The sequence below is a fragment of the Microcoleus sp. Pol12A5 genome (assembly GCF_036701435.1).
GTDB lineage: Bacteria > Cyanobacteriota > Cyanobacteriia > Cyanobacteriales > Microcoleaceae > Microcoleus.
Window position 1 is genome coordinate 23,543 of the sequence record NZ_JAUBQU010000014.1, and the last position, 15,893, is coordinate 39,435.

Annotated in this window: 13 protein-coding genes; 5 read left to right on the forward strand and 8 right to left on the reverse strand. The window is 46.1% G+C overall.

The window, feature by feature from the left end; translation table 11 throughout:
• Nucleotides 1-150: 150 nt before the first annotated feature.
• Nucleotides 151-1,620, reverse strand: coding sequence for an energy transducer TonB (locus tag QUA45_RS05950; RefSeq protein WP_333097009.1), 1,470 nt, complete (start codon nt 1,618-1,620; stop codon nt 151-153).
• Between the two features lie 753 nt (nt 1,621-2,373).
• Here QUA45_RS05950 and QUA45_RS05955 point away from each other — a divergent pair.
• Nucleotides 2,374-3,033 (forward strand): MotA/TolQ/ExbB proton channel family protein, encoded by a 660-nt coding sequence (locus QUA45_RS05955; protein WP_333097012.1) that lies wholly within the window; start codon nt 2,374-2,376, stop codon nt 3,031-3,033.
• Nucleotides 3,017-3,418, forward strand: coding sequence for a biopolymer transporter ExbD (locus QUA45_RS05960; RefSeq protein ID WP_333097014.1), 402 nt, complete (start codon nt 3,017-3,019; stop codon nt 3,416-3,418). Before QUA45_RS05955 ends, QUA45_RS05960 begins: the two co-directional genes overlap by 17 nt.
• 235 nt (nt 3,419-3,653) lie before the next feature.
• Here QUA45_RS05960 and hemL read toward each other — a convergent pair whose 3' ends face one another.
• Nucleotides 3,654-4,952: a glutamate-1-semialdehyde 2,1-aminomutase gene (hemL, locus tag QUA45_RS05965; protein WP_333097016.1), complete on the reverse strand. Its 1,299-nt coding sequence runs from the start codon at nt 4,950-4,952 to the stop codon at nt 3,654-3,656.
• Between the two features lie 327 nt (nt 4,953-5,279).
• Here hemL and hisIE point away from each other — a divergent pair, with 327 nt between their 5' ends.
• Nucleotides 5,280-5,930 carry a bifunctional phosphoribosyl-AMP cyclohydrolase/phosphoribosyl-ATP diphosphatase HisIE gene (gene hisIE / locus QUA45_RS05970; RefSeq protein WP_333219934.1) on the forward strand — a complete coding sequence of 217 codons (651 nt, stop codon included), beginning with the start codon at nt 5,280-5,282 and terminating at the stop codon, nt 5,928-5,930.
• A gap of 126 nt (nt 5,931-6,056) precedes the next feature.
• Here the strand turns inward: hisIE and QUA45_RS05975 are convergent, their stop codons facing one another.
• Complete coding sequence (locus QUA45_RS05975; protein ID WP_333219936.1) at nt 6,057-8,180, reverse strand: iron uptake porin; 2,124 nt, start codon at nt 8,178-8,180, stop codon at nt 6,057-6,059.
• A gap of 224 nt (nt 8,181-8,404) precedes the next feature.
• A complete protein-coding gene (locus QUA45_RS05980; protein ID WP_333097020.1) occupies nt 8,405-9,658 on the reverse strand; it encodes an MFS transporter in 1,254 nt (417 codons plus the stop codon).
• Between the two features lie 320 nt (nt 9,659-9,978).
• Between QUA45_RS05980 and QUA45_RS05985 the strand changes: the two genes are divergently transcribed.
• Nucleotides 9,979-10,485, forward strand: a complete 507-nt coding sequence (locus QUA45_RS05985; protein ID WP_333074814.1) for a hypothetical protein — start codon at nt 9,979-9,981, stop codon at nt 10,483-10,485.
• Nucleotides 10,486-10,927: 442 nt separating this feature from the next.
• On the opposite strand, the gene QUA45_RS05990 is transcribed toward QUA45_RS05985, so the two are convergent.
• From QUA45_RS05990 to upp, 3 genes are all read right to left on the reverse strand, one after another.
• A complete protein-coding gene (locus tag QUA45_RS05990) occupies nt 10,928-11,221 on the reverse strand; it encodes a TMEM165/GDT1 family protein (RefSeq protein ID WP_190658036.1) in 294 nt (97 codons plus the stop codon).
• Nucleotides 11,222-11,280: 59 nt separating this feature from the next.
• Nucleotides 11,281-11,748 carry a TMEM165/GDT1 family protein gene (locus QUA45_RS05995; protein ID WP_333067921.1) on the reverse strand — a complete coding sequence of 156 codons (468 nt, stop codon included), beginning with the start codon at nt 11,746-11,748 and terminating at the stop codon, nt 11,281-11,283.
• A 282-nt stretch (nt 11,749-12,030) separates the two neighbouring features.
• Nucleotides 12,031-12,681 (reverse strand): uracil phosphoribosyltransferase, encoded by a 651-nt coding sequence (upp, locus tag QUA45_RS06000; protein ID WP_333097023.1) that lies wholly within the window; start codon nt 12,679-12,681, stop codon nt 12,031-12,033.
• A gap of 474 nt (nt 12,682-13,155) precedes the next feature.
• On the opposite strand from upp, the gene crtH reads away from it, so the two are divergent.
• Nucleotides 13,156-14,700 carry a carotenoid isomerase gene (gene crtH / locus QUA45_RS06005; RefSeq protein ID WP_333219938.1) on the forward strand — a complete coding sequence of 515 codons (1,545 nt, stop codon included), beginning with the start codon at nt 13,156-13,158 and terminating at the stop codon, nt 14,698-14,700.
• Nucleotides 14,701-14,954: 254 nt separating this feature from the next.
• Here crtH and QUA45_RS06010 read toward each other — a convergent pair whose 3' ends face one another.
• Nucleotides 14,955-15,395, reverse strand: coding sequence for a pentapeptide repeat-containing protein (locus QUA45_RS06010; RefSeq protein ID WP_333067914.1), 441 nt, complete (start codon nt 15,393-15,395; stop codon nt 14,955-14,957).
• Between the last annotated feature and the right edge of the window lie 498 nt (nt 15,396-15,893).

Below are 15,893 nucleotides of genomic sequence, written 5' to 3' on the forward strand. Positions count from 1 at the left end.
GATAGCAAGTCCAACTCGCGGAAGTTTACTTAATATTGCTGACGACATTCCCAAACTCATAATTCACAAAAAATTCAACTTTTAACTTTGCTATTCCTTGGACTGTGCTATAGAATTCCCAGCCAAATTGCTAGAGTTTCAAAATAATCCCTAGTCAGTGAGATCGAAGATAATGGATATTTTTTCTCCTTGAAAGCCACTCTCTGATGGGGCATATTTCCTTTCTTCTACTGTTTTCATCGCTGCCTTATTCAAGTCGTTGTATTTGCTAGGACTCAAGATCTTGATGTTGAATGTCTTACCGTTGGGGTCAACGTCACAAATGAGATCCACTCGGCCTTCGCGCCCTTCTTCTCTGGCTGCGATCGGATAGTTAGGTTTACCGCAGCCACTAATGCAAGTGGTCAGAGGCGCGCCGGGAGGGCGCGAAGGCCCCCCTCTTCCTGGATTTGTCGGTTTTTGCACTGGCCCCGAACCGCTTCCAGAGCCTCCGCCTCCACGACCTCCGCCTCCAGGACCTCCGCCTCCAGAACCTCCGCCTCCAGGACCTCCGCCGACCGAGCCTCCGTCGACCGGGCCTCCGCCTCCAGTGCCTGGTAAGCCAGCCGTCGCCGATCTTCCCAATCGCCCGGAACCATCGCCAAATGGCTCTGAGGAAGGTAGGTCCCCATTTGCGCTGGCGCCAGATAGTGAGTTCGACGCACTTCCTCCAGGGCTTCCACCGACCGGGCCTCCACCGACCGGGCCTCCAGAGGCAAGGTTTCCTAAACCTCCGATCGCATTTCCAGAATTGCCACCGCCTCCTGGCCTAGTAGCTGTGACTGGCGACCCAGCCCCGGGCGATCGCTGTATGGGTCCGGAAGAAGGATTTAATGGCTCTGAGGAAGGCTCTCCGCTACCCGCCGAAGCAGATGGCGACGAGAGCGGGTTATTTTTTTCAGGGCTGTCTGAGGAGTTAGGATTTCCAGCATCTTGTGTAAAGTCTCGGGGATTCCCAGCGCCCTTGGGGCGGGAGTCAGGAACGGGTGGTTCGCTTTTTGGAGGAGCGGGGGAGGGGGTTTCGGGTTCGTTGGCGATCGGCGTTTTAGGAGTTTCTGGGGAATTTAAATTTTGTTTAGGTAGAGGGGAAGGCTCCACTGGAGTTGGTGGCGGAGTTTCCGCTACGGGTGGCTCTTTCTTAATCTCTGGTGGTGGCGTTACCGCTGCGGGTGGCTCCTCTGGAATCGGCGGTGGCGTTACCGCTGCGGGTGGCTCCTCTGGAATCGGCGGTGGCGTTACCGCTACGGGTGGCTCCTCTGGAATCGGTGGTGGCGTTGCTGCTACGGGTGGCTCCTCTGCGGGAGTTGGCTCTGGTGGCGGTTCTGGTTTGAAGGTCTCAGGTGGGGGAGATACCTTTTCTGGAATAACTGGCTCTGGCTGGGTTTCTTCTACTTTGGGCTCATCAAGCACAACAACTTCAATGGGATCCTCTGCAAATTCAGCAGGTTTAACCAACTTGAGGCTCAACGGTAGGGCGACACCGTGCAGTAAGGCTGAGCCTAACAGACTGATCGCCAGAACTTTTTTGAGTGCTTCTTCTTGTTGTTGTCTGTGCGTCGCCGAAATATTTGAAAAACTCATGCCTTATCAATCTCCTTGATGGATGGGTTGGCAACGTCCTCGCTGGCTCCCCCACATAACCCGAAACAAGCTACCCACTTCCGGTTGAGCTTGCTATCAATTATGAACCTACCCATCCTATAAGAAGACTGTCACCCTTTTCAAGACTCTTGCAATTAATTTTCATTATTTTATTTTGATATAGCGAGTAGACGCTACCAATCAGCATTTCCTTTGGGTGCGCCTACGTCGCTCTCGTAGGTGCTGTTAATGTTCTCATTGTGGCAGGGCAACCTTCCACAATGCCTTAAATACTATACTTTAGCCCGGACTCTACCAACAAATTTCAAAATTTTCAAGCTTTTCAGAGAATACTTAAATATAAGTAGACTTAATATAGTAATATATTTTAATAATAAATATTTATTTTAAAGAGTGGACGATGGCTTGACAAAGGCTGAATTTTGTGGAAACCTAGTTGAGAATCTTTTAAGTTATTGAAGGTTTTTGTCAAGTTCTAACGCAAATCTTTAGCAAAAAAGGACTGGCAGAAAAATCGGTCGCGTTCTCGGTCGCGATCGCAGTAGAAGAATTTTGGGTAAAGACGAAGATAGTCACATACAGGTAGTGCGATCGTGCTTGAGTGAAACAATTCTCCGTCTAAATCACTTGTGCCGACTTGACGCAGAAACTTTACCAGCCTTAGATCATCGGGCTAATTGCAGCATTAGGCAGCTTGCGATCTTTCAACAGAGCTAGCGAGAGTACAAACCAATGGATAGTCTCATTTACATTTTTAAGGCCGCAGGCATTGTTGCTTGGCCGCTATTTGCCTCGTCTATCGCAGCAGTCGCCCTGATCATAGAGCGTCTTGCCTTTTGGTTTAGGGTAAATCGGCGGCAGCGGCGAGTTGTGCGAGAAGTGCTACAGGTCTACAGTCAACATCCCGATTCCGCCATCAAAAAGTTACAAGTAAACGGCGATTTGCCCCTAGCCCGGATTTTTTTAGAAGCTTTAGAATTAGACTCGCCCAACATCGAAGAATTTCGTTTGGCCCTAGAGAGTGGCGCTCAGGCAGAAATCCCTATCCTGAAGCGATTCAATACAATATTTGACACCATTATCAGCCTTTCCCCACTATTTGGGTTGCTCGGAACAGTTTTGGGGTTAATTACCACCTTTTCCTCGCTCAAACTGGGGGATGCCACGGGCACCAATGCTGCAGGCGTTACTTCTGGGATTAGTGAAGCCCTCGTCTCTACAGCAATAGGTTTAGTGGTGGCAATCTTTACACTCTTATTTGCCAATATGTTTCGCGGGTTTTACTTACAGCAGATAGCTTTTATTCAGGAAGCCTCCGGCCAGTTAGAGCTATTGTACCGTCACCGCTACGAACAACTACTAAGAGAATCTAATTATGCGCCTACCCGATGAACCTGATAATATTCCCCAAATTAACATCGTGCCAATGATTGATGTGGTCTTCGCCATATTGACATTTCTAATTGTTTCCTCTATGTCTTTATCCAAATCCGAGGGTCTGCCCGTAAATTTACCGAAAGCATCAACCTCTCAAGTTCAGGACTCGCCTGCTAAAATTACCGTCACTATTGATGCTCAAGGAAAATTAATGGTTGATAAAAAGTTAGTCAACTTAGACCAGATTGAGAGTACGGTGCGACAGGTGATGGGGTCAAATCAGAGTTCCTTAATTGTGTTGAATGCGGATAAAAGCGTCAATCACGGAAATGTGGTGGAAGTTATGGATAGATTACGCCGAATTAAGGGAGCTAAGTTAGGGATTGCTACCGCAAAGTAGAGAGATTCTATAATTACTAATTTGTAATTTACTCACGCCTTTAAACTGAAATTACCCTGTGCCGCTCTAGTAAAAAAACTGTAAACCTGATTGAGAGCTAGTCCTGAATAGTCAGTACAATTCAGGACTTTATTTGATAAAGCAGTTAAAAATTAAAGTCCTTACTGTCAATAAACAGCAAGGACTTTAATTATTTATTCCTGAGTTTTAAGAACGAACATCCTTACTACACACGTTAAATACTTGCCATCACTTCGCGCGCTGCTGCCAAAGTTCGATCGACATCTTCCTCAGTATGAGCCAAAGAAGTAAATCCAGCCTCAAACTGCGAAGGAGCCAGATAAATGCCGTGCTCCAACATTCCCCGGTGAAAGCGGCTGAACTTCGTCAAATCCGACTTCTTCGCATCCTCGTAATTGTGAACCGGGCCAGCCGCAAAAAACAAGCCAAACATCCCGCTAATTTGCCCGCCCCAAACCGCGTGTCCGGCTTCCTTAGCAATTTTTAGCAATCCATCAGACAGTTTTTTGGTAATCTTATCCAACTGTTCGTAAGTGCCGGGTTTTTGCAGCAATTCCAAAGTCTTAATCCCAGCAGTCATCGCCAAAGGATTTCCCGAAAGCGTACCCGCTTGATACATTGGGCCAGCAGGAGCAACCATCCCCATAATATCCCGCCTTCCCCCGTAAGCTCCCACCGGCAAACCGCCACCGATAACTTTACCCAAAGTAGTCAAATCCGGGGTGACACCGAATCTTTCCTGAGCTCCGCCGTAGGCGATGCGGAAACCGGTCATTACTTCATCAAAAACTAACAAAGCACCGTTATCTTTAGTAATTTCCCGCAAACCTTCGAGAAAACCTGCATCTGGGGTAATAAAACCGGCATTGCCCACCACTGGTTCGAGAATTACACCTGCTATCTCGCCGGGATTTTCGGCAAATAAAGCTTTGACTGCTTCTAAGTCATTGTAGGGAGCGTTGAGGGTATTAGCAGTAGCGGATTTCGGGACGCCCGGTGAGTCGGGAAGGCCGAGAGTTGCGACGCCGGAACCGGCTTTTACCAAGAACATATCGGCGTGCCCGTGATAGCAGCCTTCAAATTTAATCAGTTTATCGCGTCCGGTGAAAGCTCGCATCAGCCGCAAAACGGCCATACAGGCTTCGGTGCCGGAGTTGACAAATCGCACCATTTCAATGCTGGGAACGGCATCGATGACCATTTCGGCGAGTACGTTTTCCAACAGCGACGGTGCGCCGAAACTCGTACCTTTTTCTAAAGATTCGTGCAGGGCTTTGATGACTTCCGGGTGTGCGTGGCCGCAGATGGCTGGGCCCCAAGTGCCTACGTAGTCGATGTATTGGTTTTCGTCAACGTCCCAAATGTAGGCTCCTTTTACCCTGTCAAAGACGATGGGCTGTCCGCCTACGGATTTGAAGGCGCGGACGGGGGAACTGACGCCACCTGGCATCAACTTCTGGGCTGCTGCGAAAATTTCTTCTGATTTGGTCGTTTTCAAGGTTGTGGAAACCAATGTTTTCTCCTTAGTGAACGTCTGTTGTTGGTAGAATAATTTTATAACCAGTTCAACATAAAGGTTAGGTCGATTCAAGGAAACTATTCTAGTAAATTTTAGGGTACAAACCAATGAGTAGCAATACTAGCTTGGGTTTTTCAGGCTTTGTAGCACCCACATCGATCGCCCTAAAGTGTAATTTTTTGTAAAAGAGTTCTTGACAATTTACCCCTCCCTTGCTCAATCTTCTCTCTTCCTTTGCGTCCTCTGCGTTCTCTGCGGTTAATTAAAAAAAAATCTCCGACAGGAAAGCGTTAATCTATCTTACCAAGTTGAAATAAAATTATGTCTACTTCTGATTTATCAAGTTTGAGCCGATCGATCCCAATTGAAAAGATTCGTTACGACGATCGCGGTTTAGTTCCTGCGATCGTCCAAGATTATTTGGACGGTACGGTGTTAATGATGGCCTGGATGAACCGGGAGTCGCTGCAAAAAACGCTCTCTACCGGGCAAACTTGGTTCTGGAGTCGATCGCGCGCTGAATTATGGCCAAAAGGCGCGACTTCGGGACACGTTCAAAATGTCAAAGCGCTGCGTTACGACTGCGATAGTGATACTTTGCTAGTCACTGTCGAACAAGTCGGAGATATTGCTTGTCACACAGGAGAAAGAAGTTGTTTCCACCAAGTTGATGGGGAAATTTCACCGCCGCCAGGGGATATGTTATCTCAATTATTTGCCGTAATTTGCGATCGCCGCGACAATCCTAACGAAAGTTCTTATACTTGCAAGTTGTTCGAGGGTGGCGACAACAAGATTCTCAAGAAAATTGGCGAAGAATCGGCGGAAGTTGTAATGGCTTGTAAAGATGACGACAAAGAGGGGATTGCTGGGGAAGTTGCGGATTTATTTTATCATGCTTTGGTTGCTTTGGCTCACCATGAAGTTGATTTGAGAGAAGTTTACCGCAAATTAGGCGATCGACGAAAATAATCCTTTGTAGTAAAGACTTTAGTCCTTAAGTTGCCTAACTTTATCATAAAGGACTGAAGTCCTTACTACAAACAGATCGAGGACTGAAGTCCTTACTACAAACGGATAATAGTGTCGCGACTCCCTTTAGAAAGTAAAAGTTGTGCGGAGGACACCCACTCCTACTGTGTCATTATCCTTAGTTCCTTCAGGATTGAACAGCACAAAAGCTCCGGGTGTAATGCTGATATTATCGTTGACTTTGAAGCGGTAATAAGCTTCTAAATGGTAAGGAGTTGCTTTGTTTTGCTGAAAGCGAGCACCGCCACTTACGGAATCGCGATCCAGTGGCTGTCCAAACAGAATACCTGCATTATTGCCCTGTGCGAACAAATCTCGGAAATGCAAACCTACCATCCAACTGTTGAAAGTTGTAGAAGCATTGCTTCTTTCAGCGTCAGCAATTATCCAACCTCCATAGGTAGAAACAGCTAATTTCGGAGAAAGCCGCCAAGTTGCAGTACCGCCAAACGAATTCAGCCTCACGCCACCGCTAACAGGTTCTCTATCTGCTCCCAAAATAGAACCCAAATCGGCATCACCTAATCCTGTAGCAAGAATATTCAATTGGTGGCGACTGTAAGCGTAATTTAAACCTATGTCGATACTGCTGGTAGGTTTAATAGTTAACTGCGCTGCAGCAACAGTACTGCCATCAAATAAACCCGCCCCTAACGGAGTCGCTGGAAAGCCTAAATCAGTAGGCAAAGCTGCATTTACACTGCCGTACAAAGCTGTCAAATTGAGCTTTTTGGAAATGTTCCAAATAAACCCGCCTGCCGATGCCAAACCGCTGCCAGAAGTGCCACCGGATACGCGGACAACAGGGTTGTAGCCTGCAAATCTAGAGACGGCTTCTTGCCCTTCTCCAGCAAATGGAGTAATTGCTTGAAAAGCGTCGGAAGTTTCGGCTTTCGGGCCGGCAAATAAAGTGATGCTGTTAGAAACTGGAAAGACGTAAAGCAGCTTGTAAAGTTCAACAGCATTGGCGTCAATGCTAGATAGAGTCTGAGGATTAATTCCGGGAAATTGCGGTTCAAAACTCAGTTTTGCTTCACTATCAGACAAACCGCTAAATGCCCCTGTTGACAAACCTAAATTAGGTCCGAAGCTGCGAATGTTGTAAGCTTGCAAGCCAGTTATCAGCGTATCTTTACCTGTAAAACTGGTCAGCAGATTCAAGCGCAATCGGTAGTTTAAGACTGTTTCAGTCTCCCTGCTATTGTTTTTGGTAGTGTCGGCAACGCTAAAAATTGCTTCGCCGCTGAGTTTAGTGGTTGTCGAAAATTGATTGGCTTCTAGTTCGGCGGTACGGGATTCTAAAGCATCGACTCGACCCCGCAAAGTGGCTAATTCTGCTGCAAATTCTTCTTGCAATCTTTGCAATGTGGCTAAATCTTCTTTTGTCGCTAAGTTACCTGTACCTCCTCTAATTAGCTCGCTAACCTTATCCAAGCAAGCGTTTAAACCGGCGGCAAATTCGTAGCGAGTCATTGCCCGATTGCCTCGGAATGTGCCGTCAGGATATCCCGCTATGCAGCCGTATCTTTCGACTAAAGATTGCAGGGCTTGAAATGCCCAGTCTGTGGGGCGCACGTCGGAGAGTTGAGATACAGATGTTACTTGCTGGAGTTCGCTGGATTCAGAAGTTTCCCTGTTGGTTGCCGCGGGTTCTAAGGAAGTGCTGTTTTCGATTTCAGCTAACTTTTCGGAAGTAGAACTTTCTGTTTGGGCAATTACTGGCGCAGGGTTAGGGGTGGGAATAACAGATGTTTTTTCTGTGGCTTCTGCTGGTGTCTGGGAGTTTTGGGAAGGGGCAACAGATACTTGTCCTGTGCCTTCTGCTGGGGCTGGGTTTGCTGGTTTTTCGGCTAAGTTTAATGAGTTTTCCCCGGGATTTTCTGCGGTTAATGCTGCTGTTTCGGGCAGATTCAGGTGGGCAGTTTCTTGGGGGAGATTGGCAAGTTGATTGGTTGTTGAGACGGTGTTGTAAACTTGCAGCCCCTCAACTAATTTTAACTCGGATGTTTCAGGGGCTTTGACCTGATTTTCAACAGTTGTATTGAGGCTAATTTTAGCCTCTGACTCTTTTAACTCTTCAGTACCTAATGTCTTTTTTTCGGCGGGAGGCATGGCTGCCGATGGTAAAGAACTGGCAAGTATATACAGTAAACCTACTGCGCCAGCACTAAATAGTAGATGTGCTTTCACTAGAACTCCTCACAAATTTGATTGTAAAATTGCTATTAGCTTTCTAGGAATTGTAAAACTACTTGGTATCGCCAACCACAAAGTTTTGAGTTAATATTTTTTATAGGTCTAATAAAATAAGTAAAACAACCGCCTACTATAAGAGCTTAAGACCGCTAGGCATTTTTTGCGAGTTATTTATCTATCGGGTGGATTAGATTATCACAAAAGTTGTATTTTAGCAATTATTTTTTCAACATTCGATCGAGCTTTTGCAAAATAACCAGAGCCACAATCACACTCAAAGCCAAACCCAACCAAAAATTATCCGCCGCCCATTTACCTCTATCCAAAGCCAAACCGCCTAGCGGCGGCCCGATTAAATAGCCGATCGCCCAACACTGAGAATTAACCGCTAAATACACGCCGCGTAAAGAATCCGGCGCTAAATCCACGACCAAAGCAGAGGCAAAAGGCGTATAAGCAACAGTCGCAACCGACAAAAAGCTCAATCCTAAAACAGCTAAAAATAGATTGCCTGTTGCAGCCATTCCCGTCAAGCCGATCGCGATAAATCCCATTCCCCACAGCAGCGCCGAAATCATCAAAGCTTTCGCACAAGAAAACGGCCTCAAAGCTTTAACAACGGGCAGTTGCAAAGCCACAGTTAAAAACGTGCTAAAAGCAAATAAAACGGTAATTGTACCTGTTGAAAAGCCTTTTCCCGATGTCCCCACCGCGACAAACTTGCTAAAGTACAGCGGCATTGTGGTTTGGATTTGGGAAATATATAACGTGAACAGAGTATTTACTAAAGCATAAACTAGAAGACTTCGATCGCTCAGCGCCACCATCCAACCATTTTCCCGATTTTTTTTGCCTCTATCCGCTGGATTAGCTGGTTTGTAGGTTTCGGCGATCGCGATCGCCACCACCGCAAACAGCACTAAAAACGAGATACCATCAATAATAAAGAGCGATCGATAATTCCCCGTTACCTCAATCAACAAACCGCCCAAAATAATCCCAACTTGCAAACCCAAATTATCAGCAAGCCGCGTCAAAGCAAAAGCTTCCTGTCGCTGTTCGCCCTCCGTTAAATCCGCCACCATCGTCTCGGTTGGAGGCCAATACAAACCCACACCCAAACCCATCAGTAAATTGCCCGCAATTAAGCCAACGAAATCATTAGTCGCCGCCAGTACAAAAGAAGCCGCCGCCGAAATAACTGCCGCCAGCAGTAAAGTTCGCCGCCTTCCCCAAAATTTAGAATCACAAAAAGAACCGCCCAAAATTCTGCCGAATATTCCCGAAACTGAACCGCTACCCAAACCAATCCCAACAGCAGTAGCAGATAAACCGACGCCATCGACAAAAAATATCGGCGCGTAAAATAAAGTAAAACCGGTGCCGCTTTGGGAGAGGAATCTGCCGGCGGCAAGAATCCAGACTTGAGGGGGGAGACGGGGCAACCAAGAGGATAATTGAAATTTAGGCATATACAGTTAAATTAGCAGTTATTTCTGGACGCAGAAACGTGGTTTTTTATAAAAAATACGTTACCGTGTTTAATCAGAGTCAAAAACAGGTGTCTTTGGTCGCAGTGCATAAGTTTTGTGAGTAATTATTAATTTATTCCGTACTTTTTCCGAATTAGTATTAGTTAACCGATGTGATGACAAACATAAGTGAGCTTAACAATTCTTCAGGGTATGTTACACAAAAGTTACCATTAATTTAAAAATACTTAACAGAATTTTAGAAAAAAGTTAGTTAAACTCTAGAAAAGGCAGAAAAAAATTTTAGAGGGTCTAATTATATGACAGCTATTACAACATCAAGAGTGGAATCAATCAAACCGCGATGGCAAGCAATTGTCATGGTGGCCCTAATTTTCTGGCTCAGCGGTAGCCTGATTTTGGATTTAGTAATTATGCCCAGTCTCTACGTATCTGGCATGATGACATCTCCCGAGTTTGCAACAGCCGGAAATTTAATGTTCTGGGGATTCAACCGCGTTGAGTTAATCTGTTCAGGCCTGGTGGCAACGGGTTTGATGGTTTTGAGCAATTTAGTCAGTGACTTCGGCAAGCGCAGCCGCACAGCAATTTTATTATCATTGGTACTTCTAGCGATCGCCCTGATTGACACCTACGCCCTAACACCCCAAATGAGCGCCTTGGGAATGCAGCTAAATCTGTTCGATTCTGCAGCAGAAGTTCCCGCCGGGATGAATCTACTGCACCAAGGCTATTTTGCATTGGAAGCGCTAAAGTTGGCTGTCGCCGGTACCCTAATCGGCTGGTGCTACCAAAACCAAGCGTAATTGACACAATACTCAGAGCTTGAGTTGAGAAAAACTCAACCTTTAGCAGCGGGCATGAATTCACGCCCGCTGCTAATTTTTGAAATTTTGACGTGCTCGTAAACTATGCTGGAATTGCAGGCATTAGCTCTCTTACGGATTTAATACTCATCGGCGTTAATCTGTGTTTATCTGCCCTCATCTGCGGTTAAAAAAATAGAATGTATTAACTGCAGATGACAAGGGATTGACGCAGATTCACGCAGAGATATAGAAGAGAGATAGCAATAATTCCGATGCTAACAAATTTGAGATAACTATATTTGCGAGTTTTTTGACCGCTCCAAAACGGATAGTTGCGAACGACTCCTGTGTGGAGAAAGCAAAATTTTAGACTCTTGTTCAAACTCCCAGATTCATCTGTGGAGTAAATCTAAAATCTAAAATCGACTGACCGCACGCCCTACTCGGATGCTTCCGGTAAATCTGCTTTTGGCCACAGCAGGCGCAAACCCATTACCGCAAATCCGATCGCCGCGAGTCCCTTTACCAGTCGTTCCGGCAACACCTCTGCCGTGCTGAAGCCGATCGCCACGCCGATTAAACTCGCCAGCAGCAGCGCCGACGCCGTACCGAAAAATACAGCCCGCGGCGAGTTACAACTGCTGCCCAGGGCGATCGCAGCTAATTGACTTTTGTCTCCCAATTCTGACAAAAACACTGTAATAAAACTGATTCCCAAAAGTTGCCAGTCCATGTTTTTTTTGTTCTTAGTTAGCTATTGTAGAAATCTACGACTTACCGACAGGCAAACAATTAACCCAGCACTTCCCACAGCAGAACCGCCGAAATCGCCAGTAAAATCACTCCGGCTGCTCTCTCCAAAGTTCTCGGAGCAATCCGACTAGCCAGCCACCTTCCCAGCAACACCCCCAGCAAACTGGTTGCTATCAAAGCCGAACCCGCACCCGCAAAAACGATCCAAGGATTTCGAGATTCAGCCGTCATCAGCAAAATTGCGAGCTGAGTTTTGTCTCCAATTTCAGCTAAAAAAATAGTTGCAAAAGTCGAAGCAAAAATTGCCCAGTGCTTCGGCTTCAGTTTCTTTTGTTCCTGACAAATATCGGGATTTAGAGTCACTGAGAGTTCAGCGGGCTCCGGGGTTAAAGCAGCACAAATCTCAGTAACCTCTTTTATTTGTAGTTGTACCTGTTGTGGCAAATCATAATTGAGGTTTACTGAGTCAGAAGCAGACAAGCTTGGCGGAACAGAATCAAGTTTCACAGGCAATGAGTGCTAAAAGCTATTTATTTTTGACTTGTACTTTTGATTCTAACTTTCTCTGTGCCTGCTTTTACCAAACCAGGGTCATCTTTTTTGGCGCAGATTTCAGCAACTGATTCCTGGAACAACTCACCGCCCCCAAAAAGGGATACAAGCCCCCAGACCGATCTGTCGAGTCAATCTAAAATCTAAAATTGGCTGACGCCTACAAGCCCCCAGACTTATGTGTCGAGTCAATCTAAAATCTAAAAGCTAAAATCTAAAATTGACTGACTGACTGGTTTATGTGCCGTAAGTTCGATCGCCCGCATCTCCCAAACCAGGTACAATAAAGCCCTGTTCATTGACTATTTCGTCGATCGTTGCCGTGTAAATCATCAAACTCGGGTACTCTGCACTCAGCCTCTTCAAAGCCGGAGGAGCAGCCACCACAGAGATAATCCGAATCAAGCTTGGGTCAATTCCCCGCTTCGTCAATTCCTGCATTGTCGCTATAATCGTCCCGCCAGTCGCTAGCATCGGCTCGCTAATTATCACCCGCGTTGCCGGGTTAAACTGCGCCGGCAATTTATTCAAATAACAAGTCGGTTGCAGCGTCTCCTCATTTCTTGCCATGCCGAGGTGGTAAACCGAAGCCAGCGGTACAACCGTCTGAATTCCTTCGAGCAGTGCCAAACCCGCCCGCAAAATCGGTACCACAACTAACGGAGCTTCCGGGTTGATAAAAGCCGCCGGACATTCTGCCAAAGGTGTCTGCACTGTGGTTTCCACTGTCGGGAGCCATTCTCTAATCGCCTCGTAAGCCAGCCACCTTCCCAATTCTGTCATCGCAGAACGAAAAAGTACCGATGGGGTGGCGGCGTCGCGGGCAACAGCCAGCCAGTGTTTAATTAACGGATGTGGAGGAACGTAAACGCGCAGTTGCAGGGACATTAGGAAATTGGGGAGATTGCTAGGTTTGAGGGATTTTATGCGGTGCGATCAATCTTCTTCGAGCGCTTCGCCAACGATCGAGCCAGCGATCGCTCTGTGCAACTTATCACATCCTTGAGGGCGCATACAAGCCAGAGATTGAGTTAGAACCCATTCGCCGATCGACCTCCATCAGCTTATTGAAATATTTTTCTAATAGTATTGACATAAATTAGCAATAAGCTTATAGTGATTTTTAGTGTTCTCCTCTCAAAGGATCGGCAGACGGGGGCAGTCGGCAATGGTAGACTGTTCCCGCATTTTTTTTTGGAAAGCAGGGGCATCGGGCATCAGGCATTGGATATTGGGCATGGGGCATTGCCGAACTTCGGTCTCCCTGGCATCCCTTACATCCGCTACATAATCCGTTGCCGAACTTCTTGCTTCGGGAGCGATCGACTGTAAAATCATAGAAATATTAAGATTTTTAACCGAATGTCAGCTCCTACCCAATCCCAGTTATTTTCTCCCAACTCCCGCCCTACACAGCAAGACTTTGATGTAATTGTCATCGGTTCCGGCATTGGCGGACTCGTGACCGCCACCCAGCTAGCCGCTAAGAAAGCCAAAGTTTTAGTGCTCGAAAGCTATACAATTCCGGGGGGTAGCGCTGGATATTTCGATAGAGAAGGCTACAGATTTGATGTCGGGGCCTCCATGATTTTTGGGTTCGGACAGCGCGGCACCACCAACCTCCTCACCCGCGCCCTGAAAGCAGTCAACGTCACCCTAGAAACGATTCCCGACCCCGTACAGCTTCACTATCACTTACCCAGCGGCTTAGAACTTGAAGTTCCCCAGGCTTATGATAAATACTTGCAAGAATTAACAGACAGGTTCCCTCACGAACGCGAAGGAATCCACAAATTTTACGGTGAATGCTGGAACGTCTTCAACTGCCTCAACGGGATGGAATTGCTATCTCTAGAAGAACCCGGATATCTCGTCCGAGTCTTTTTTCAGAATCCTTTAGCCTGTTTGGGATTAGTAAAATATCTGCCTCAAAATACTGGCGACATTGCGCGGCGCTACATAAAAGATCCTACTTTGCTGAAATTTATCGACATGGAATGCTACTACTGGTCTGTAGTACCTGCAGACTTGACGCCAATGATTAACGCCGGAATGGTATTTTCCGACAGACATTACGGTGGCATCAACTATCCCAAAGGCGGAGTCGGTCAAATCGCCCAAAAATTAGTAGAAGGATTAGAAAAATGCGGCGGGAAAATTCAATACAAAGCTAAAGCAAAAAAAATTATTACAGAAAACGGCCGCGCTGTCGGAGTCGAGTTAGCCACCGGCGAAGTTTACCGGGCAAAGCGGATTGTTTCTAACGCCACGCGCTGGGATACTTTTGAGAAATTGCTGTCTGCCGAAGAGATGCCCGCTAGCGAGAAGAAATGGCAGCAGCGCTATCAAAAAGCCCCCAGTTTCTTGAGTTTGCATTTGGGAGTAGAAGCAAGCGTAATCCCTGCTGGTAGCGCCTGCCACCACATTTTGTTAGAAGAGTGGGATAAAATGGAAGCGCCAGAGGGAACTGTTTTGGTGTCAATTCCAACCGTGCTTGACGCAGATTTAGCTCCTGCAGGATATCACATAGTTCACGCTTTTACTTCGAGTTGGATAGAACAGTGGGAAGGACTTTCGCAGCAGGAATATGAGGATAAAAAAGAAGAGGCTGCAGGGAGAATTATTGAAAGATTAGAAAAGATTTTCCCCGGTTTAGATGCCGGTTTGGATTATATGGAAGTGGGGACAGCGCGTTCTCACCGGCGCTTTTTGGGGCGCGAAGACGGAACTTACGGGCCGATTCCGCGACAAAAGTTAATGGGTTTGCTGGGAATGCCGTTTAATCGAACTTCTATGCCTGGTTTGTATTGTGTGGGTGACAGTACGTTTCCCGGACAGGGTTTAAATGCGGTGGCGTTTTCTGGGTTTGCTTGCGCGCACCGCATTGCGGTTGATTTGGGTTTTTAGGGCTAGTAAATGATTAGACAGAATTAATTACCCACTGATTTTTGGCTAATTTTTTACTAAACAAAACTTGTAGCCGATAGTTTTGTGTAATTAATTGTGTCCTACTTCTTAGTAGGGTGCGTCAGACGGTTCGTTTGAAAGACGAGAGAAAATGCGAGGTTCCTGGCCACCCTACACAAAAACTAAAAACCCGGTTTTTGGGGAAAAACCGGGTTTTAAACTGAAAATTGGCAGTTTTCATTCTTTTACTGAGTTCACTGGTCGTAGCTACCGCCGACGCCGATTTGGGTATTGTAGATTTTGGCATCAGTTATGGTCATATCTTCCATTGATGCGCCGGATACGTCAGCGGTGTTAATGATGGCTGCAGTCAGATTCGCCCGATCGAGGTCTGCGTCATTTAAACTGGCATTAGTCAGGAAAACTGCGGTTAAGTTAGCACCCGTCAAGTTAGCACCCGTTAGGTCAGCACCTTCGAGGTTGGCCTTATATAGGTTTGCTCCTCGTAAATTTGCTTCTCTCAAATCAGCACCAATTAAATGGGCTCCCGTTAAATCTGCTCCTGATAAGTCGCACTTAAAACATTGCCCAGTTGACAGTAACTGTTTGACGTGAACGGGATTTTCAGCGCGAGCCGGCCCAGCCAACAGTAGGGGAGTAATTAAAAAAGTAGCGGCTAATAGATTGCGTTTCATAATCCTTTTTTCCTCACCAGACTCTGTATTTAACTTCTTGTGTTGATATCTACAATCTTACCACGGTTGTTTTCGCAAGTTGCGATCTAATTCACAGATGGGCTGTGATACCGATTGCTCTCAACAACACCTAGATGGTTTCGACCAGCTAGCAAAACATAATTTCGCAAAACTTAACACTGCCGAACTTCATACAGTGCACTTTTGTAGTAACCTCTTCTAGGTTAGTTAATATAGCCAACCGATGCGTCTTTCTGAAGATGGAGATAATTCTCAATACGAGGGAGGATTTTAGGGATAATCCTATCGCAAAAAGTTCACATAAAATACTGTGTTTTTAATAAAAGTGTCACGAGACTGAAAAATTAATTTAAAATAAAGATAAGCTTATAACTTTATAGGTAGAGGAAAAGCAGTGACTGGCTTGATCCCCAGCCCAAGCTCGGCTGCATTTTTAACAATAAATTTTAATTAGGTCTCAGCAGCCCCGTAAAAATC

Bases quoted from the DNA above. Each gene is read 5' to 3' on its own strand.
- QUA45_RS05950 (WP_333097009.1), bottom strand. From the start codon at position 1,620: ATGAGTTTTTCAAATATTTCGGCGACGCACAGACAACAACAAGAAGAA.
- QUA45_RS05955 (WP_333097012.1), top strand. From the start codon at position 2,374: ATGGATAGTCTCATTTACATTTTTAAGGCCGCAGGCATTGTTGCTTGG.
- QUA45_RS05960 (WP_333097014.1), top strand. From the start codon at position 3,017: ATGCGCCTACCCGATGAACCTGATAATATTCCCCAAATTAACATCGTG.
- hisIE (WP_333219934.1), top strand. From the start codon at position 5,280: ATGTCTACTTCTGATTTATCAAGTTTGAGCCGATCGATCCCAATTGAA.
- QUA45_RS05980 (WP_333097020.1), bottom strand. From the start codon at position 9,658: ATGCCTAAATTTCAATTATCCTCTTGGTTGCCCCGTCTCCCCCCTCAA.
- QUA45_RS05985 (WP_333074814.1), top strand. From the start codon at position 9,979: ATGACAGCTATTACAACATCAAGAGTGGAATCAATCAAACCGCGATGG.
- QUA45_RS05990 (WP_190658036.1), bottom strand. From the start codon at position 11,221: ATGGACTGGCAACTTTTGGGAATCAGTTTTATTACAGTGTTTTTGTCA.
- upp (WP_333097023.1), bottom strand. From the start codon at position 12,681: ATGTCCCTGCAACTGCGCGTTTACGTTCCTCCACATCCGTTAATTAAA.
- crtH (WP_333219938.1), top strand. From the start codon at position 13,156: ATGTCAGCTCCTACCCAATCCCAGTTATTTTCTCCCAACTCCCGCCCT.
- QUA45_RS06010 (WP_333067914.1), bottom strand. From the start codon at position 15,395: ATGAAACGCAATCTATTAGCCGCTACTTTTTTAATTACTCCCCTACTG.